This window comes from Bacillus sp. EKM208B (assembly GCF_011800725.1).
Taxonomy (GTDB): Bacteria; Bacillota; Bacilli; order Bacillales; family Bacillaceae; genus Bacillus; species Bacillus velezensis.
This window is the reverse complement of sequence record NZ_JAANHO010000002.1, coordinates 98,346-115,626: the sequence shown is the minus strand read 5'-3', so window position 1 is coordinate 115,626 and position 17,281 is coordinate 98,346. Positions and strand designations below refer to the sequence as shown.

General features: G+C 45.0%; 25 protein-coding genes and 1 tRNA gene. 19 read left to right on the top strand and 7 right to left on the bottom strand.

The features are described from left to right. Window positions 1-72 precede the first annotated feature (72 nt). Together G9F75_RS03325 and G9F75_RS03320 are read right to left on the bottom strand one after the other, a co-directional pair. Window positions 73-537 (bottom strand): endolytic transglycosylase MltG, encoded by a 465-nt coding sequence (locus tag G9F75_RS03325; RefSeq protein WP_014418388.1) that lies wholly within the window; start codon window positions 535-537, stop codon window positions 73-75. Further along, window positions 534-887 (bottom strand): hypothetical protein, encoded by a 354-nt coding sequence (locus tag G9F75_RS03320; protein ID WP_003153047.1) that lies wholly within the window; start codon window positions 885-887, stop codon window positions 534-536. The genes G9F75_RS03325 and G9F75_RS03320 overlap by 4 nt, the downstream gene beginning before the upstream one ends. A gap of 346 nt (window positions 888-1,233) precedes the next feature. Here G9F75_RS03320 and rpmG point away from each other — a divergent pair, with 346 nt between their 5' ends. From rpmG to G9F75_RS03305, 3 genes are all read left to right on the top strand, one after another. Next, entirely contained in the window at window positions 1,234-1,383 is a 150-nt protein-coding gene (gene rpmG / locus G9F75_RS03315; protein WP_003153056.1) for a 50S ribosomal protein L33, read from the top strand. 78 nt (window positions 1,384-1,461) lie between these two features. Next, complete coding sequence (locus tag G9F75_RS03310; protein WP_021494321.1) at window positions 1,462-2,016, top strand: 5-formyltetrahydrofolate cyclo-ligase; 555 nt, start codon at window positions 1,462-1,464, stop codon at window positions 2,014-2,016. 70 nt (window positions 2,017-2,086) lie between these two features. Next, the gene (locus tag G9F75_RS03305) at window positions 2,087-2,260 is read left to right on the top strand and encodes a hypothetical protein (RefSeq protein ID WP_007408311.1); all 174 of its coding nucleotides are present in this window, start codon (window positions 2,087-2,089) and stop codon (window positions 2,258-2,260) included. A gap of 105 nt (window positions 2,261-2,365) precedes the next feature. On the opposite strand, the gene nhaC is transcribed toward G9F75_RS03305, so the two are convergent. Beyond that, the gene (gene nhaC / locus G9F75_RS03300) at window positions 2,366-3,730 is read right to left on the bottom strand and encodes a Na+/H+ antiporter NhaC (RefSeq protein WP_021494320.1); all 1,365 of its coding nucleotides are present in this window, start codon (window positions 3,728-3,730) and stop codon (window positions 2,366-2,368) included. A 197-nt stretch (window positions 3,731-3,927) separates the two neighbouring features. Here nhaC and G9F75_RS03295 point away from each other — a divergent pair, with 197 nt between their 5' ends. The 5 genes from G9F75_RS03295 to G9F75_RS03275 all read left to right on the top strand — a co-directional run bounded on the left by G9F75_RS03295 (window position 3,928) and on the right by G9F75_RS03275 (window position 7,774). Next, window positions 3,928-4,137 carry a YqgQ family protein gene (locus tag G9F75_RS03295; RefSeq protein WP_007408313.1) on the top strand — a complete coding sequence of 70 codons (210 nt, stop codon included), beginning with the start codon at window positions 3,928-3,930 and terminating at the stop codon, window positions 4,135-4,137. Between the two features lie 34 nt (window positions 4,138-4,171). Beyond that, complete coding sequence (gene glcK / locus G9F75_RS03290; RefSeq protein ID WP_014418385.1) at window positions 4,172-5,134, top strand: glucose kinase GlcK; 963 nt, start codon at window positions 4,172-4,174, stop codon at window positions 5,132-5,134. 82 nt (window positions 5,135-5,216) lie between these two features. Beyond that, the gene (locus G9F75_RS03285; protein ID WP_094296040.1) at window positions 5,217-6,344 is read left to right on the top strand and encodes a M14 family metallopeptidase; all 1,128 of its coding nucleotides are present in this window, start codon (window positions 5,217-5,219) and stop codon (window positions 6,342-6,344) included. A 72-nt stretch (window positions 6,345-6,416) separates the two neighbouring features. Next, on the top strand, window positions 6,417-7,454 hold the full coding sequence (locus G9F75_RS03280; protein WP_061862395.1) for a YqgU-like beta propeller domain-containing protein: 1,038 nt from the start codon (window positions 6,417-6,419) through the stop codon (window positions 7,452-7,454). 5 nt (window positions 7,455-7,459) lie between these two features. Then, a complete protein-coding gene (locus G9F75_RS03275) occupies window positions 7,460-7,774 on the top strand; it encodes an MTH1187 family thiamine-binding protein (RefSeq protein WP_003153073.1) in 315 nt (104 codons plus the stop codon). A gap of 32 nt (window positions 7,775-7,806) precedes the next feature. Here the strand turns inward: G9F75_RS03275 and G9F75_RS03270 are convergent, their stop codons facing one another. After that, window positions 7,807-7,980 carry a DUF2759 domain-containing protein gene (locus G9F75_RS03270; protein ID WP_003153076.1) on the bottom strand — a complete coding sequence of 58 codons (174 nt, stop codon included), beginning with the start codon at window positions 7,978-7,980 and terminating at the stop codon, window positions 7,807-7,809. A 154-nt stretch (window positions 7,981-8,134) separates the two neighbouring features. Here G9F75_RS03270 and G9F75_RS03265 point away from each other — a divergent pair, with 154 nt between their 5' ends. Beyond that, the gene (locus G9F75_RS03265; RefSeq protein WP_017418145.1) at window positions 8,135-8,773 is read left to right on the top strand and encodes an MBL fold metallo-hydrolase; all 639 of its coding nucleotides are present in this window, start codon (window positions 8,135-8,137) and stop codon (window positions 8,771-8,773) included. A gap of 38 nt (window positions 8,774-8,811) precedes the next feature. On the opposite strand, the gene G9F75_RS03260 is transcribed toward G9F75_RS03265, so the two are convergent. After that, complete coding sequence (locus G9F75_RS03260; RefSeq protein WP_003153078.1) at window positions 8,812-9,057, bottom strand: DUF2626 domain-containing protein; 246 nt, start codon at window positions 9,055-9,057, stop codon at window positions 8,812-8,814. 236 nt (window positions 9,058-9,293) lie between these two features. Here G9F75_RS03260 and G9F75_RS03255 point away from each other — a divergent pair, with 236 nt between their 5' ends. Beyond that, window positions 9,294-9,674, top strand: a complete 381-nt coding sequence (locus G9F75_RS03255) for a Spx/MgsR family RNA polymerase-binding regulatory protein (protein ID WP_003153079.1) — start codon at window positions 9,294-9,296, stop codon at window positions 9,672-9,674. A gap of 64 nt (window positions 9,675-9,738) precedes the next feature. Here G9F75_RS03255 and G9F75_RS03250 read toward each other — a convergent pair. Further along, window positions 9,739-9,809: transfer RNA gene (locus G9F75_RS03250), tRNA-Gln, on the bottom strand. 71 nt (window positions 9,810-9,880) lie between these two features. Between G9F75_RS03250 and G9F75_RS03245 the strand changes: the two genes are divergently transcribed. After that, window positions 9,881-10,711 carry an STAS domain-containing protein gene (locus G9F75_RS03245; protein ID WP_025649847.1) on the top strand — a complete coding sequence of 277 codons (831 nt, stop codon included), beginning with the start codon at window positions 9,881-9,883 and terminating at the stop codon, window positions 10,709-10,711. Window positions 10,712-10,748: 37 nt separating this feature from the next. Here G9F75_RS03245 and G9F75_RS03240 read toward each other — a convergent pair whose 3' ends face one another. Continuing rightward, window positions 10,749-12,050, bottom strand: a complete 1,302-nt coding sequence (locus tag G9F75_RS03240; RefSeq protein WP_029973873.1) for a hemolysin family protein — start codon at window positions 12,048-12,050, stop codon at window positions 10,749-10,751. Between the two features lie 145 nt (window positions 12,051-12,195). Between G9F75_RS03240 and G9F75_RS03235 the strand changes: the two genes are divergently transcribed. The 8 genes from G9F75_RS03235 (at window position 12,196) to comGG (ending at window position 17,258) form a co-directional block, all read left to right on the top strand. After that, on the top strand, window positions 12,196-13,146 hold the full coding sequence (locus G9F75_RS03235) for a magnesium transporter CorA family protein (RefSeq protein ID WP_014418379.1): 951 nt from the start codon (window positions 12,196-12,198) through the stop codon (window positions 13,144-13,146). A gap of 192 nt (window positions 13,147-13,338) precedes the next feature. Continuing rightward, window positions 13,339-14,409 carry a competence type IV pilus ATPase ComGA gene (gene comGA / locus G9F75_RS03230; protein WP_014418378.1) on the top strand — a complete coding sequence of 357 codons (1,071 nt, stop codon included), beginning with the start codon at window positions 13,339-13,341 and terminating at the stop codon, window positions 14,407-14,409. Then, window positions 14,396-15,433, top strand: a complete 1,038-nt coding sequence (gene comGB, locus G9F75_RS03225; RefSeq protein ID WP_053284924.1) for a competence type IV pilus assembly protein ComGB — start codon at window positions 14,396-14,398, stop codon at window positions 15,431-15,433. The genes comGA and comGB overlap by 14 nt, the downstream gene beginning before the upstream one ends. Before the next feature lie 4 nt (window positions 15,434-15,437). Then, window positions 15,438-15,746: a competence type IV pilus major pilin ComGC gene (gene comGC / locus G9F75_RS03220; RefSeq protein ID WP_014418376.1), complete on the top strand. Its 309-nt coding sequence runs from the start codon at window positions 15,438-15,440 to the stop codon at window positions 15,744-15,746. Next, window positions 15,736-16,173 (top strand): competence type IV pilus minor pilin ComGD, encoded by a 438-nt coding sequence (gene comGD / locus G9F75_RS03215; protein WP_095061019.1) that lies wholly within the window; start codon window positions 15,736-15,738, stop codon window positions 16,171-16,173. Before comGC ends, comGD begins: the two co-directional genes overlap by 11 nt. Further along, window positions 16,157-16,471, top strand: coding sequence for a competence type IV pilus minor pilin ComGE (comGE, locus tag G9F75_RS03210; protein ID WP_017418140.1), 315 nt, complete (start codon window positions 16,157-16,159; stop codon window positions 16,469-16,471). Before comGD ends, comGE begins: the two co-directional genes overlap by 17 nt. A gap of 13 nt (window positions 16,472-16,484) precedes the next feature. Beyond that, window positions 16,485-16,880, top strand: a complete 396-nt coding sequence (gene comGF, locus G9F75_RS03205) for a competence type IV pilus minor pilin ComGF (protein WP_025649850.1) — start codon at window positions 16,485-16,487, stop codon at window positions 16,878-16,880. After that, window positions 16,881-17,258 (top strand): competence type IV pilus minor pilin ComGG, encoded by a 378-nt coding sequence (gene comGG, locus G9F75_RS03200; protein ID WP_017418138.1) that lies wholly within the window; start codon window positions 16,881-16,883, stop codon window positions 17,256-17,258. It begins immediately after the preceding gene. The last annotated feature ends 23 nt before the right edge of the window (window positions 17,259-17,281 follow it).

Below are 17,281 nucleotides of genomic sequence, written 5' to 3'. Positions count from 1 at the left end.
TCCGTTTTATATTGCTTATTAAAAAAGCCTGCCGGCCGTATCCATCTGAATGGACGATGCCTGCAAGCTTTTTTAGCGGGTTAATGTTTTGACGATTTTTTTAAAGCTCATATCTGAGTCGACTTTGAAATGGCCGGCGCGGATTTCTTTATGGTAGCCTGCGTCAATGACGTAATCATTAAAGTCCTTCGCTGAAGGAATAATCCCTTCTTTTTCAAGAATGGATGACACATCAGCAGTGCTCATTCCGTTTTTAATCGTCAGTTTGTATGTTACTTTTTTCTTTTTGTCGTCTGTGTTTTGGTCGTTGTTTAACGCTTTTTCTTTAGAATCAAGAAGTTTTTGATAGTCATCCCGGTTGACGGAGACTTTTTGCTGATCGTCGAGGTAGCTGTTTACTTCTTTTTCTGTCAATGCTGTTTTTTCGGTTTTAACGGCGGCTGCCTGGTCATGGTCAGTCAAATAGAAGACAGCGGCGAGAACGGCCGTCGCTAAAATCATGCCTGCTGCAAAAGCCTGAATGCCCCGTTTTGTCATACGAGCACCTTCTCATTATCTTTAATAATGGTATTGACGTCCTCGACAGACACGTGCTCCGCTTTTGCGATGGCTTCCGCAGACATTCCGTTGTTATATTTTGAAATGATTTGTTTGGCGATTTTTTGGTTAATGCCGCTGCTTTTGGCTTTGCGGATCACGAGGTTGGTTTCCAGCAATTCTTCTTCAAGCACCGTCATTTTCTTTTTCAACTTGTAAATTTCCTGCATGGCGGAAAGCTGAAGCGTTTCAAGCTCCTGTTCCACGTCTTTCATCGGATCTCTTTGAGAATATGAGAATGCAATAAGCGCTATACTGACGATAAACAACGCAATAATAGCAATTTCCACGTTTCATCACCTTCTATTATTAATTTGCCCTTCTTTTTTATACCATAAAACGCCGCCATTCTAAAGGAAATAGAGAAAAAAACGGAATTTTGTCGGGAAATCTTTTTTATTCGGGGAGCAAACGGTTATTTCTCTATAGATTTCGTATCAGAAAGTCCTTTTTTGTCCTGTTTCGTCATATTTTCCCTTCATCTGACGCAGGCTCATTCAGAGGATCAGAAGCGTAAACTGATATTTTCTGCACTTAAACAACATTTCATGTAAATCACTCTAGCATTCCGTCCATTATAGTGGTATTATATATAAGTCTGAATAAGTAAATGATATTTAGTTTGGAGGGAAAATAATGCGCGTTAATATTACTTTGGCTTGCACTGAATGTGGTGAGCGTAACTATATTTCTAAAAAGAACAAACGCAACAATCCGGACCGCGTTGAATTTAAAAAATATTGCCCACGTGATAAAAAATCTACGTTACACCGTGAAACAAAATAAGCTGTTTAAAACAGCGGAAAAAGCTGGAGCTTTCAATAAAGTTCTGGCTTTTTTGTCTTTCTGGGAGGTTTGAGAAACGTGAAAGCACAAATCAGAACCGATATAAAAGCAAAGCTTTCTGACATGACAGAAAGTGAAAGGGAGAAAAAATGCCGCAGCATGCGTGAAACGCTGTTTTCTTTAAAAGAATGGAAACAGGCCCGCGTGATCGCCGTTACCATCTCGACACGCCTGGAAATTCCGACACGGCCGATTATTGAACAGGCCTGGAAAGAGAAAAAACAAGTCTGTATCCCAAAATGCTTTCCGCAGACGGGAGCGATGGAGTTCCGTACATTTTCTGCGTATGATCAGCTGGAAACCGTATATGCGGGCCTCAGTGAACCGATCGAGAGCCTGACGGAAAAAGCCGCCCAAAAAGACATTGACCTTGTGATTGTGCCCGGCGTGGCTTTTGACCGGGAAGGCTTCAGAATCGGATACGGCGGAGGATATTATGATCGGTACCTCTCCGGTTATAAAGGCCGTACCGTGTCGCTTCTCTTTGACTGCCAGCTGACAGACCGCATTCCCCGCATGCCCCACGATATTCCGGTCGATATGATCGTGACTGAATCTGAAACCATCGCTTAATCGCATAAAAAACTTCTTGCACCGGAATAATTCTCGCTGTTTGACAAACGATAGGGGCAGGAGGGATAAGATGAAAAAATTGTTGATCTACTCATTATGCGCCGTATCTGTTTTAGCCGTTTACCAAAACCGCTACCGTCTGATGAACAGCGTGCTCAGCCAGCCGGGGATCAGACGGTCATTCATTCATTTCTTTTTAAAAATACCGTTTATCAGAAACAAATTCATTCAGCAGGCATTTTAAACAAATCCCGTTTTTCAGCAGGCATTTTAAACAAATCCCGTTTTTCAGCGGGATTTTTTGCATAAGAAAACCTGCCGGTAAAAAACGGCAGGTTTTCTCGTATTGTCAGCTTTTTTTCAGGAAACCGAGCAGAATTGAGATCATAGGAGAAATGTACAGGAAAAAGGTAAACGGCAGGTAGTCGATGACGGAAACCCCTAATGCGCTTGCCATAAAAGCGCCGCTTACTCCCCAGGGAATCAGCGGGTTGATCAATGTTCCGCCGTCCTCAAGCGACCGCGCAAGGTGAATCCGCTTAATGCTGAGCTTGTCATATAAAGGTTTATAAGATTGGCCCGGAATTAAGATCGACAAATACTGCTCACCTGTCGCAAGGTTTACGCCTATACTTGAGAAGACGGTCGCCATGACAAGACGTCCTTTCGTATGCACGCCTTTTATCAATCCTTGAAGCAGCGCCGCGATCAGGCCCGTTTTTTCCATCAGGCCGCCGAGCGCAAAGGCGATCATGATCAGAGAGACTGATCCCATCATCGATTGGAGCCCGCCTCTGTTGATAATGCTGGCCACAGCCTGGTCGCCGGTTTTAAACGCCGTCCCGCTTTGCAGGGCGGATATAAATCCTTGAATGCTGCTGTCAGGAATAAAAACAGCAGTCAGAAGCCCTGCGGAAATAATACCGGCGGTAAGCACCGGAATCACGGAAACCCGTCTCACAGCTAAAATGATCACCAACAGAGGTGAAAGAAGCGACCAAGGCGTAACGTGAACGGCCTCTTTTATTCCGGAAATGACCGCCTCAATATTTTGCGTTGAAGCGGCATTTATTGAAACCGATGAACCGAGAATATAAAAAAGAACAATCGTGATCAGCAGTGCCGGAACGGTAGTGCCCATCATATGGCGAATATGCTTAAAAATCGGAATTTCGCCGATTCCGGCGGCAAAATTCGTCGTGTCGGACATCGGTGACATTTTATCACCGAAACAAGCCCCGCAAATGACTGCTCCCGCCGTCCATTCGAGCGGAACTCCCGCCGCGCTTGCTACCCCTAACAGCGCGACGCCGATTGTACTGACAGTTGTCAGACTTGAGCCGACAAGCGTGCTGATAATCATGCAGGAAAATAATGCGGTCAAAAGCAGCTGACTCGGCTGTATAATTGACAAAGCGTAAACGGTGACGGTGGGAATGGCGCCGCTGTACATCCAGGCGCCGATCAGCACACCGATCAAAGCCAGCACGATAATCGGCTGCACACCGTTTTTCAATCCGCTGACAATTCCTTTTTCAAGACTGTCCCACGAGAAACCGAGCCACAAACCTGCCAGAGACAGAATAATGACGCAAAAGAACAGCGGCATATGCGGCTCTGTATGAAAGAAAAACAGGCAGGAAATAATGACTGCTAACATCAAGACAAATAAACTGATGGCTGAGATGAACGTCAGCCTTTTTTCTTGTTTCAAAACAACACCCCATCAAACTTTAATCCTTTTGTGCTTTTGGGCACGAAAGTATTGTAACAGAAAAACGCATAAATGAGTGTTTTTTTACAATTTTGAATATACAATTTATGAAAATAATACAAGGATATTTTCTCCAATCGTTTTTTGCTTGACGCCCGGATCAGTGATGAAATACGCTTATACTAAGAAGAATAGAAATGGTGAAGAAGATGAATTCATTTTATGACGTGCAGCAGCTGTTTAAGTCATTCGGACATATCGTTTATTTCGGTGACAGACAAGCCGAAATTGACTTTATGAAAGATGAATTAAAGGAAATGTACTTGTCAAACGTGATTGAAAGAGAATTATGGCAAAAAGCCGCCGGAGTTCTTCAGAGAGAATCGGAGCGGATCAAAGGCAGATAACACAGCAGGATTTTAATAAGAAAAGGAGATTATTATGGAAGATACATGGTTTGCGGGGATTGATCTTGGCGGAACAACCATCAAGCTGGCCTTTATCAACATGTACGGTGAAATTCAGCATAAATGGGAAGTTCCGACCGATAAATCAGGAAATACAATTACGGTCACGATCGCCAAAGCGCTTGACCAGAAGCTGGAAGAACTGAACAAGCCGAAACGGATCGTAAAATGGATCGGAATGGGAGCGCCCGGACCCGTGGAAATGGCGACGGGAATGGTCTATGAGACGACAAATATGGGGTGGAAAAACTATCCGCTGAAAGACCATCTCGAGGCGGAAACGGGTATTCCGGCCGTCATTGAAAACGATGCCAATATCGCGGCGCTCGGAGAAATGTGGAAGGGTGCAGGTGACGGGGCCAAAGATGTCATTTTAGTGACGCTCGGAACCGGAGTCGGCGGAGGCATCATCGTCAACGGAGAAATCGTTCACGGTAAAAACGGGGCCGGCGGAGAAATCGGTCATATTTGCAGTATTCCGGAAGGAGGAGCTCCGTGCAACTGCGGAAAATCCGGCTGCATCGAAACGATTGCGTCCGCAACAGGCATCGTCCGCATCGCGAAAGAAAAGCTTGCGGCGGTTTCCGACTCTTCGCTCTTACAAGTGGATGATCTGACGGCACGTGACGTGTTCGAAGCGGCTAAACAGCAGGATAAGACAGCGCTTGAAGTCGTCGATTATGTCGCAAAACATTTAGGCCTCGTGCTCGGAAACCTGGCAAGCGCCATGAACCCGACGAAAATCGTGCTCGGCGGAGGCGTGTCTAAAGCGGGTGAAATCCTGCGGTCAAAAGTGGAAGAGACCTTCAAAATCACCGCGTTCCCGCGTTCTGCGGAAGCGGCCGATATTTCGATTGCGGCACTTGGAAATGACGCCGGAGTCATCGGCGGGGCGTGGATTGCCAAAAATGAATGGCTCAAACATCAAAACTGCTGAAGAAAGTCTGCCTGCCCATATCGCGGGCGGCTTTCTTTTTTTATCTCCCCTGTCATATAGTTTTTAAAAAAGGGGGATGAACATGGCGGGAATTCGTGTCAAACCTGAATTGAAACAGCATATGAAAGATATCGCAAAGGTGCTTTCAATTGATGAAAAACTGTTGAAAGCCGCTGATAAAACGGCGGAAAACGATGAATTATTTTGTCCCGGCTTTGCTGTGTGCGGGCAGTCAGAGAGTCCGCCGCTTGAGACGCTGAGCGGGCTTTCGCGATACATCCGGCACTGTGAAAGGATTCTTTCCGATGATCAATGGGTGAAGGAAGAAAAGGTGTACGGCTCCCAATCGGTTTATGAAGAAATTGAGAAAATAACGGATGTCTTTCCGTTTGTCACGTGCCGTAAAATCGGCAGTTCCGTATTGGGAAAGCCGCTTTATGAGCTGAAAATAGGTGCGGATACGGCTGAAAGAAAAGTCCATGTAAACGCCTCATTTCATGCCAATGAATGGATCACCACCTCGGTCGCGCTTAAATGGTGTAAAGAATATTGCGCGGCATTATGCGAAAATAAAACTGTTTTCGGGCACTCTGCGCTTGATATATTCAGCCTGACATCATTGTCATTCGTTCCGCTCGTAAATCCCGACGGTGTTGATCTCGTACTTTACGGATGTGAAGATTTATCAGAAAAAAATGAATTTCTTAATCAATTAAATGAGCACCGCCCGGATTTCCGCGAATGGAAGGCGAATATAAACGGTGTGGATTTAAATAAACATTTCCCATCCAATTGGGATATTGAACAGAGGCGCAAACCGAAAGCCCCTTCATACCGTGATTTTCCGGGGACGGCGCCGCTCACTGAACCGGAGGCGCAGGCGATGCACCGGCTGATAACGGAGCAGCCGCCTGACAGGCTGATCGCGCTTCATACGCAGGGAGAAGAGATTTATTGGGGATACGAAGGATGTGAACCGGAGCAATCATCCCGGATGATTCGGGAGTTTGAAGCGATAAGCGGAAACTGCTATCAAGGCGTTAAAACCATTGACAGCCATGCCGGTTTTAGGGATTGGTTTATACAGCAGTATGGAAAAGAGGGCTATACCATTGAGCTCGGGAAGGGAAAAAACCCTTTGCCTTTTCATCAGTTTGCTGATATTTATCAAGCGACGGAAGGTATTTTGTGGAGGTCGCTTGTTTTTTGAGACATCTGTGAAATTTCTCATTTGTTTACATAAACAAATATGGGACAATAGAAAAGAATGGAGGGAAGGCTGGTGAGATACTTGGTTTGTGTTCTGCTGTCCGCATTCGTTCTGTGTTTAGCGGCCTGTGAACCATCTCATCAGCAGCAAGACACAGGCGTTTCGGCAAAATCGGCAGAACAGAAAATCGTTCCGCTCAGTAAAAAGGAAGCGGAGAAAACGGAAGGATGGCTGGATAACAGAACGATCCTGTATACAGCACATCATCAGCTGATGAAATATGATCTTTTCAGCGGAAAATCCGAACGGCTCTATGAAACAAAGGGCCATATTGTCAATGTAAAGATCAGCCGGAAAAAACAGCTGATTCTCGTACAGGTGACAAGCAGCGGTCAGACTGAGCTTGTGCTTATGAACAAGCAGGGGAAAAGACTTTATCACAAAGCCTTTAACTCTTATGAGCTGGAGACGGCTTGGAATCCGTATGACCCGTATCAAATGATGATTACCGTTTTTACTGAAACATGGGACTTCACAGCCTATACGGCCGATATGAAAAACGGCATTTTAAAAAAGAGTCCCGTTCAGGCCCCTTTTGTCCATTGGACCTCCACTGATGAATTCCAATATATTAAGCAAGGAAAAACGGAGGAAGAGGGTCCTTTATATTCTTATGACTTGCAGACAAAAAAAGAAAAAAGAGTGCTTCATCACGTCATCTGGGCCGATTCCCGCCCGGGCATGACGATTGCCGTCAGACAAACGGATCAATCGGACGGAGACGGCGAGTTCCTTTTCCAAAAGCCGGCATCCGTGACACACCGTTTTCCTCTCCAAGAAAAGTATAAGAGCTTTGCGCCGATGGAATATGATTACGATCAGACACACAAGCGGTTTTACATATTTAAGCCTGAAGGCCGCTCTTACAATCTGATCAGCTTTGACTTAGGAGACGAACGGGAGCGGACGGTGCTCAAAAACACGGAAATGGAGCCGATTCAGATCTCTCCGAACGGGGAATACGCTTTATACGGCTTTACGTATGACCGTCTGATTTCACTGAAAACAGGCATGACAGAACCAATCATAACAAATGAAAAAGGAGTTTGAACCAAATGGCAATTGCAGATGTGACAATCATTCCGATCGGAACAAAAACACCGAGCGTCAGTGAGTATGTAGCGGATGTGCAAAACATTTTGGAGGGTTACAAAGCTGCCGGCAAAATCAAATTTCAGCTCACGCCGATGAACACGTTGATTGAAGGTGAGCTGAGCGACTTATTCGCAGTCATTCAGGACATTCACGAAGCTCCGTTCCAAAAAGGGCTGCACAGAGTGGCGACAAATATCCGCATTGATGACAGACGTGATAAAGAAACAACGCTGGAGAGCAAAATCAAAAGTGTCAGCAAACATTTGCAGCAATAAAAAATAAGCCTGTATCCATTGGATACAGGCTTTTAATGTGCAGTCGGATAGCCGCTGGTTACAACGGTCATTACGGTAAACCAGCCAAACACGCCCAGCGTGGCGGCGGCTAACAAAAATCCCAGGATATTTCTCTGTCTGACAGCCCGCAGGACTCCTAATACAGCTAATAATGCGACAAGGCCGAAGATTACAACAAGTAACATGATGCTCCTCCTTTGTCATTGGAACCTGAAAATCTTTCCATTTTATTTTAACCGTTTTCATTTTGTTTGTCGATAGCGTTTTCCCGGCCGCATTCATTGAATCTTCCGCAGAAAACCTTCATAATAAGGGCATATACATAAAGAGGTGATGAAAGTGAAATGGAGACGAATGCCGGCCGGTCCGATTCAGGCAAACGCGTATTTTCTTGTCAGTGAGGATCAGTCCTGTCTTATTTTTGATCCGGGCGGGGAAGCGGACAAAATCAACAATTACATAAAAGAAAACAATCTGAAGCCGTTGGCCATCTTACTGACGCACGCTCATTTTGACCATATCGGCGCGCTTGACGAAGTAAGAGACAGATGGGATGTTCCCGTATATCTTCACAAAAATGAAGAAAAGTGGCTGGAGGACTCTTCCTTAAACGGATCAGGCATATTGCGGGGCATCGCCGTAACGGCACGGCCCGCCGAACGGCTGATTGAAGGCGACGGCATATTGGACATCGGGCCTTTCCATTTGGAGACATTGTTTACGCCGGGACATTCACCGGGAAGCGTTTCTTATTATGTGAAGGACGCGGATCTGGTGATTTCAGGTGATGTGCTCTTTCAGGGAGGCATCGGCCGCACTGATTTACACGGCGGAAGTCAGAACGTATTGCTTGATTCCATTCATCAAAAACTGCTCACGCTTCCCGGACATACACTTGTATTAAGCGGACACGGGCCGGAAACGGATATCCAGACAGAGCAGGAGCGAAACCCGTTTATTAATGGTTTTTCACTGTAAATGAAAAAAGACAGACCTAATCGGTCTGTCTTTTTCTGTCAGTGGGTTCCGCCGCCCGGTGTCATAATAAAAATTGAGTAATATGTAAATCCGGCGAAAAATACGGTTAAGTAAGCTCCGAAAATATAAATATACATCCGCTCAGTCAGATTCAAATAAGAAAGAAATACGAAAAAGATCGTCTGTCCAAAAAACAAAAGAGAAGCGTCTTTCATGCCCCCTAAAAAAAACATGACTGCAAATATCCCCGTCCAAAATCCTAACACCCGGAACATGCGATTCATTCCTTATCCCCTCCCGAGAGTCTATCTGAAGTTTATTATAATAGATCGGCACTCGAAATGTAAACATTTTCATGATTATATTTATTGTGGAATTTATGTCTTTCCCTGTGTTTTATATCTTATGCCGCTCTCTGAAAAAGATCCGAAAAATTTTTTTGAAATATGTTTAATGAAAAAAAGTTCAGGGTACTTATGTTAACAAAGAGACGGATTATCCGAGGGAGGAATTTTTAAAAATGAAAGAACTTATTTTTTATTCATACCCGAGCTGCACATCATGCCGAAAAACGAAACATTGGTTAAAAGCCCACAATGTTGACTTTCAAGAGCGCCATCTATTCAGGGAGACACCGACAATTGATGAATTGAAGCAGATCTTATCATTAACGACCGAAGGAATTGATGAAATATTGGCGACGAGAAGCCAAACATTTAAAAACCTCAACCTGAACATTGAAGAAATGACTGTAAATGAAGTGCTGAAGCTTTTGACTGAGAAGCCGAAACTGCTGCGGCGTCCGATTCTGATCGATCGCAATAAGCTCGTTATCGGATACAATCCGGGAGAACTGATGAAGCTGACGAAGAAAAAAACGGTACATCAATCTGTATCATAAGAGAAAAACGAAGATCCGCTGATCAAAATTTATCAGCTAATCTTCGTTTTTTGCGGTTGCGGGACTGGGCTAGCTGGATTCGAACCAACGATCACGGAGTCAAAGTCCATTGCCTTACCGCTTGGCTATAGCCCATCGGATGTAATTACAGTATGTGCGTCCGGCGCCGATTTATACATACAAAGGAATTTGAATGGAGGAGACCCGTGAAACATTTGAACGAAACATTATCTCGAACCTTAATTGAAGAATCAGGTGAAATCACACGCCAGTGGCTGCTCATACCAAAATCGGGGCGGCCTTCAGACGATCAGAAAGCGGAAATGCAGCACCGTCTGTTAATTGAAATCGTTGCCGGCATTCTATCGGAAAAAGACGGCGGGGAAGAGGAGCTGACAAAATGGGCGCTTCAGTTCGCAAGGGACCGGGCCGTCCATGAAGTACCGGTCTATGAAAGCGTCACGAGCTTTAAAGAATTCCGGAGATTGGTCTGGAACCGCATACAGACATGCTGTGAAAAAATGTCTGAGAAGCCTGGGGCGAATGCGGTATTCCATTGGGGAGAGAAGCTGAACAAAGCAATTGACCATATGATTGAAGTATTTACAGAGGAATATTATAAAGTGACGGTTACACAATTAAACGCCCAAAAAGAAATGATTAACGAACTAAGCGCGCCGATTATGCCGATTGCCGACGGTATTGGAATTTTGCCGCTCGTCGGCGAAATTGACACCTACCGGGCAAAAATGATTTTGGAATCGGTGCTTGATCAATGTTCTTCACTCCGGCTTTCTTATTTATTTTTAGATATATCAGGTGTGCCGATTGTGGATACGATGGTCGCTTATCAGATTTTTAAAGTGATTGACAGCACAAAACTTCTTGGCATAGAAACGACAATCTCAGGCATCAGGCCGGAAATCGCGCAGACCGTCGTGAAGCTCGGCATTGATTTTTCTCAGGTGAAAACGGAGCAGAGTCTGGCGAAAGCGCTGGCAAAAAACGGATTTATCGTAAAAGAATCATTAAGATGATAAAAAGCTGAATGGCCGGGAGGGATTTCTCCCTCAGCTATTCAGCTTTGTCAGCTTCAATCGTAATGATATGATGGCTGTCGATTTCTTTTACCGTAAATGTGTAGCCTTCAAAATCAATGGTGCTCCCGGGCTTCGCGTCAATATGCTGAGTAAGAAACCAGCCCCCGAGTGTATCGACTTGATCAGCCGTAATCTCTGTTCCGAGTACATCATTGACGTCACTGATCAGCAATTTGGCGTTCAGGAGATAGCGGTTCTTCCCAAGCTTTTGAACGGAAGGTGTTTCGTCCGTATCAAATTCGTCGCGGATTTCGCCGACGATCTCTTCAATGATATCTTCCGCCGTTACTAATCCCGCGGTTCCGCCGTACTCATCAATGAGAATGGCCATATGGGCGTGTTCCCGCTGCATTTTAACGAATAATTGATAAATCGGAATCGTCTCAATCACGTGGATCGCCGGCTGGATGTAAGGGCTGAGTTCGTGTTTTGTAAACGCCGCTCCTTCTGACAGGAATCTGAATAAAACTTCTTTTATATTGATGATGCCGACTACATGATCTTTATCTCCTTTTACTACGGGATACCGGGTATATTTATTTGTTTTGATAATGTCCCGGAGCATATGTCCCGATCCGCTGTCTAACGGCAGGCTCACCATTTCATTCCGGGGCACCATAATTTCTTTGGCAGTGCGCTTATCAAATGTAAAAATGTTATTTACGTAATGCAGCTCGCTTTTTTTAATCATGCCGCTTCGATAGCTTTCGGCAAGGAGCACCCGCAATTCCTCTTCCGTATAAGCCATTTCATGTTCGGAAGCAGGCTTCAAGCCGAACATTGCTGTAATCAGGCGGGCGGAATGATTGAGCAGCCAGATGAACGGAAACATTAACTTATAAAACAAAATCATCGGTCTGGCAGACAAAAGTGTAATCCGCTCGGCTTTTTGGATAGCAAAACTTTTCGGGGCGAGTTCGCCGATGACGACATTCACATATGTAACCAGCAGAAAGGCGATGATCAATGACAGGACTTGGGCAACCGCTTCGTGAACTCCGGTCTTTAAAAATAACGGCTGAAGCATTGCTTTGACTGTCGGTTCACCCAGCCAGCCGATTCCCAAAGCGGTGACGGTGATACCCAATTGGCAGGCCGATAAATATTCATCAAGGTGTGTAATGACATGCTTGGCTGCTTTTGCTCCTTTTACATTTTCCTCAATGAGCTGATTAATGCGGGAGCGCCTTGCTTTAACGATTGAAAACTCTATGGCGACAAAACACGCCGTTAATAAAATAAATAGTACGATGGCAGATAGTTTGATGATATACAATGTAACGCCTTCCGCGAAGGAAGGCTTGCACCTCCCTTTTTTCGGAATAATACCACTGTAGAAGGCTGCTCAAACATCGAACCTGGTTTAGCCTGCTTCATTTACGGTAATAAAACAAGAAAGCGATACTGGAGGATGACAAGAGATGAAGGTACATTCGGGTGCGGACTGGCTGTGGTACCAGCTCGGTCCGCATGAAAAAACAGAAGCGAAAAAAATGATCCATCACAATCACTGGCCGCAATGCGAAAAGTGGTTTGAACATGAAAATCATATAAACTTTCTGCGCTCAGATACAAATGATCAGAATAATGAAGCGGTTTTCGGTTCTTTAATCTATCATCAAGGATTAGATGATGAAAAAAACCATACCGTATTTCACTTTTATATTACGAGAGACTTCTTTTTTACAATTAATTTTGATTTTTCGCTGCTGCGCGGTGTAAAAGAAAAGCATGCCACACAGCAGATTCAAACCTGTGAAAATCCGATTGAAGGCTTTTTCGTTTTACTCGGAGAGCTGATGAATTCCTATCTGATCGGACTGGATGAATTTGAAGTCAAGCAGCGGACGCTGAAATGGCAGATTCATGATGACAACAGCAAAGGAATCTTGGAAAATGTGCATAAACTGCGCCATGAGCTGTTCATTTGGAAAGGTCTTACACTGGGGGCTAAAAAAGTAGAAATGGCTTTAAAAGAAGCTTTTCTTCCGAAAAATGACAGGCAGAAAGATTACCTCAGAGCTCATCAAAAGATGGAAAGAGGAATTACATATATCAATGAGTTTGATCAGGAATTGAGCAATCTGCTGCACGCCGAGGAAGTCATTACCTCCCAAAGAGGAAATGAAATTGTGAAAGCCTTGACGATCTTTACAACACTCTTTACACCGATGACGGCGCTTGGAGCTCTCTGGGGGATGAACTTTGATAACATGCCGGAGCTTCATTGGAAATATGCGTATATCTGTTCCATCGTGCTCATTATTGTATCAACCCTGCTGATTTATATTTATCTGCGGCACAAAGGCTGGACAGGGGACATTTTGAGGGAGCATCAAAAAAAATATTTGCGGAAAGAAAAGAAACGCTAAGAAGAGCAGGCATTCGCCTGCTTTTTTTGATGGCTGAAAATGGCCGAATGGTTCCGGATTTCATTCGGTAAATCAATGTCAGGGGGCTTGTTTTTTATTTTTTTGCGTTTTACACAGTGTAAAACGCATAATCTCTCCTTTGCCGGCTTTTGTGTATCTGATTTACAATACGTGCGGAAGGAGGGAAGTCTTGTGAAAAATATTGAAACATACAGCAGGAACATCATAAACGAGGCCTATACGGCAAGGGCTTCAGATATACACATTGTGCCGAGAGAAAGGGATGCTTTCATTCATTTTCGCATCGGCCATGCTCTTGTGAAAAAAAGAGTCTTAAAAAAAGAGGAATGTGTAAGGCTTATTTCTCATTTCAAGTTTTTATCGGCCATGGATATAGGAGAAAGACGAAAGCCGCAAAACGGGTCATTGTCTCTGCCGCTTCCGACAGAAACCGTTCATTTGAGAATGTCAACCTTGCCGACAATGAATGATGAAAGTCTTGTCATCAGGCTTTTGCCTAAGCAGCAGATTCCCCCTCTGGATAAACTGTCCTTATTTCGGGGGGCAGGCGCCGCACTATTGTCCTTTCTGAAGCATTCGCACGGCCTGCTTCTGTTTACCGGCCCGACCGGATCTGGAAAAACGACCACTCTTTACTCGCTTGTCAACTATGCAAAACGGCATTTCAACCGGCGGATTGTCACGCTTGAAGACCCCGTAGAAACAAGAGATGAGGATGTGCTGCAAGTTCAGGTGAATGAAAAAGCCGGAGTCACATATTCCGCCGGTTTAAAAGCGATTTTAAGACATGATCCCGATATGATCATCTTAGGGGAAATCAGGGATGCCGAGACGGCTGAAATCGCAGTCCGCGCGGCAATGACGGGACACCTCGTTCTTTCAAGCCTGCATACAAGAGATGCTAAGGGCGCCATATACAGGCTGCTGGAGTTTGGCGTGAACATGACAGAAATTGAACAAACCGTCATTGCCATTGCCGCTCAGCGTCTGGTTGATTTAACATGTCCGTTCTGCAAAGAGGAAAACTGTTCCGTGTACTGCCGGATGTACAGGCAGACACGCCGTGCGGGCATTTATGAACTGCTCTACGGGAAAAACCTCACCCAATGCTTTCAGGAAGCAAAGGGAGAGCACGCCAATTTTCAATATCAGACGCTCCGCAGGCTGATCAGAAAAGGAATCGCGCTCGGCTATGTCACGACCGACAATTACGATCGGTGGGTGTATCATGAAGCGGATTAAACGAACCTGGCCGTTGAAGGATCAAGCGGCTTTTTTGAAAAGGCTCGGTGAAATGACGGAAAAAGGATACAGTCTGATTGAAGGGCTAAGACTGCTGAAACTCCAGCTGCATAAACGTCAGCTTGCAGAGCTGACGGACGGAATCCGCCGGCTGAGGGAAGGTGATGCGTTTTACCAAGTGCTTGAGGCACTGTCTTTTCACAAAGAAGCCGTCTCTATCTGCTATTTCGCTGAGAAACACGGGGAATTGCCGGGGGCGATGAAACAAAGCGGCGACTTGTTACAGAGAAAGCTCATGCAGACGAATCAAATCAAAAAAATGCTCCGGTATCCGATGTTTTTAATATCTTCCGTCTGTGTCATGTTTTATATCCTGCAAAGTTTAATCATTCCGCAGTTTTCTGGGATTTATCAATCAATGAATATGAATACATCCGGTGCGACTGCTTTGATCTTTGCGTTTTTTCGGCATTTTCATGAAGCCTGCGCACTGGCGCTGTCCGCCGCTTTCTGCTTGTTTTTGTACGTTTGGTTCTTATGTAAGAAAAAATCCCCGCAAGATAAAATGCTGATTGTTGTGAAAATCCCCCTATTAGGAAAAGCGGCCGTTCTTTTTAACAGCTACTTTTTCTCTTTACAGCTCAGCAGTCTTCTGAAATCCGGCCTTTCTATCTATGACAGCTTAACAGCTTTTAAAGAACAATCTTTTCTGCCTTTTTATCGTGAAGAAGCAGAGATGCTCATTACACGTCTGAAAGCCGGAGAAACCATAGAATCCGCTCTTTCCGGGCATCCGTGCTATGAAAAAGACCTTGCGGCTGCAGTCAGCCACGGACAGGCAAACGGCCGGCTTCACCGCGAACTTTATACGTACAGCCAGTTTATGATGGAGCGTCTTGAACAAAACGCGGCGAAGTATACCGGCATTCTCCAGCCTGTCATTTACGGTGTTGTGGCCGGTATGATTTTAATTGTCTACATGTCAATGCTGATGCCGATGTACCAGATGATGAACCAAATGTAAGGGAGTGCTTCGTCTGAAAAATCAAGATGGATTTACTTTAATTGAAATGCTGATTGTTTTATTTATCGTTTCCATTCTGCTTTTAATCACCATTCCTAACGTTACAAAACATAATCAAAGCATTCAGCGTAAAGGCTGTGAAGGACTGCAGAATATGGTGAAAGCCCAAGTGACGGCGTACGAAATCGACCATGAAGGTAAAATGCCGGATATGAACGATTTACAATCAGAGGGGTATATCAAAAAGAATACAGCCTGCCCGAATGGTAAACAGATCTTAATTAGTGGCGGAGAAGTTACAGTTGAACAATAACAGGCGGACAGAAAATGGGTTTACCCTTCTTGAAAGCCTGATTGTGTTAAGCCTGGCGTCCGTCCTGCTGACGGTTTTGTTCACGACGGTTCCGCCGGTCTGCACCCACCTTGTCGTGCGGCAAAAAACAGAACAGCTCCAAAAAGATATTCAGCTTGCTCAGGAAACGGCTATCGCAGAACATAAAAGAACAAAAATCACTTTTCTTCCAAAAGAGCATAAATACAAACTGCAGTCAGGCGGAAGGATTGTCGAGCGTTCTTTTGATTCGCTTCACATTACGCTTGTGACTTTACCGGAGAGCCTTGAATTTAACGAAAAAGGCCATCCGAATTCGGGAGGAAAGATTCAATTGAAGAGCGCCGGGTTCACCTATGAGATCACAGTTTACTTAGGGAGCGGAAATGTCCATGCTAAACGGAAATAAGGGGTTCTCTACTATTGAAACGCTATCAGCAATGGCCATTTGGCTGTTCCTTATGACGTCTATCATTCCGGTCTGGACGGGCATGCTGACAGATGGCCTGAAAATAGAAGATCGCCAGGAAGCGTACCAGCTTCTTCAGAAACATATCAGCACTTATATGATGACCGGAAAAAAGCCGCCGTCTCCCGGTGTGAAGTGGAAGGAGGATGGTGAGTATTACAAAGTGTGTGCGGCTGACCCCGGCGAAAAAGAAATGTGCCTCAGCATTCTCAAAACAGACTGGCTTTACGCTTCTTAATGTTTTGTTCTCCTTGGCAGTCTGTCTTTTCCTATCAGGCACCCTGGGCCCGATTTTACATCTGTTCTTATCAAACCGGACCGATAACGGCGGATTAGACAGCCGGGAGCATCAAATTGCCGTTCAGCAGATCATGAACGAATGTAAACAGGCTGAGACTGTGAAGCCGGCGGACGGCGGACGGGCGTTAGCATGCCGGAAAACAGGAGGCGAAGAAGTGCGTTTTGAAATTTATCATAAGATGATAAGGAAAAGAGTAAACGGAAAAGGCCACGTGCCGATCCTGCAAAACGCGGCATCATTAACGGCTGATGTGAAAAATGGCCTGCTCTTATTAGAGATCTCAAGCGTTACAGGTAAAAAGAATCAGGCGGTCATTCCGGTTTACAGCTCTTTTAAAGGTGATTAAATGTACAAATCTGACGGTTTTATATATCCCGCGGTTCTGTTTGTTTCTGCCGCAGTTTTACTTGTCATCAGCTATACTTCATCTGATTTCATCACCCGAAAAACATTTGCAAAAGAGGCCGGGGAGTACTGGATCGGAGAGAACCTGCTCCAAAACGGCGCGCTGCTGTCAAGCCGCCATATGACACAGGGACAAAAGGGCCAAACTGGTACACAGCGTTTTCCGTACGGCACCGTTTCTTTTCACATCACCGGGAGTGATCGAAGGGAAACGGTTCAGGTTACAATTCAGGCGGAAACCACGACAGGCACGAGACGGGAGGCTCACCTTTTGTTCGATCAGAAGAAGAAACAGCTGATTCAATGGACGGAAGTATAAAAAAGAGGCGGCGGGACAACACT

Bases quoted from the DNA above. Each gene is read 5' to 3' on its own strand.
- G9F75_RS03325 (WP_014418388.1), bottom strand. From the start codon at position 537: ATGACAAAACGGGGCATTCAGGCTTTTGCAGCAGGCATGATTTTAGCG.
- rpmG (WP_003153056.1), top strand. From the start codon at position 1,234: ATGCGCGTTAATATTACTTTGGCTTGCACTGAATGTGGTGAGCGTAAC.
- G9F75_RS03305 (WP_007408311.1), top strand. From the start codon at position 2,087: ATGAAAAAATTGTTGATCTACTCATTATGCGCCGTATCTGTTTTAGCC.
- G9F75_RS03295 (WP_007408313.1), top strand. From the start codon at position 3,928: ATGGTGAAGAAGATGAATTCATTTTATGACGTGCAGCAGCTGTTTAAG.
- glcK (WP_014418385.1), top strand. From the start codon at position 4,172: ATGGAAGATACATGGTTTGCGGGGATTGATCTTGGCGGAACAACCATC.
- G9F75_RS03285 (WP_094296040.1), top strand. From the start codon at position 5,217: ATGGCGGGAATTCGTGTCAAACCTGAATTGAAACAGCATATGAAAGAT.
- G9F75_RS03275 (WP_003153073.1), top strand. From the start codon at position 7,460: ATGGCAATTGCAGATGTGACAATCATTCCGATCGGAACAAAAACACCG.
- G9F75_RS03270 (WP_003153076.1), bottom strand. From the start codon at position 7,980: ATGTTACTTGTTGTAATCTTCGGCCTTGTCGCATTATTAGCTGTATTA.
- G9F75_RS03260 (WP_003153078.1), bottom strand. From the start codon at position 9,057: ATGAATCGCATGTTCCGGGTGTTAGGATTTTGGACGGGGATATTTGCA.
- G9F75_RS03255 (WP_003153079.1), top strand. From the start codon at position 9,294: ATGAAAGAACTTATTTTTTATTCATACCCGAGCTGCACATCATGCCGA.
- G9F75_RS03235 (WP_014418379.1), top strand. From the start codon at position 12,196: ATGAAGGTACATTCGGGTGCGGACTGGCTGTGGTACCAGCTCGGTCCG.
- comGB (WP_053284924.1), top strand. From the start codon at position 14,396: ATGAAGCGGATTAAACGAACCTGGCCGTTGAAGGATCAAGCGGCTTTT.
- comGE (WP_017418140.1), top strand. From the start codon at position 16,157: ATGCTAAACGGAAATAAGGGGTTCTCTACTATTGAAACGCTATCAGCA.
- comGG (WP_017418138.1), top strand. From the start codon at position 16,881: ATGTACAAATCTGACGGTTTTATATATCCCGCGGTTCTGTTTGTTTCT.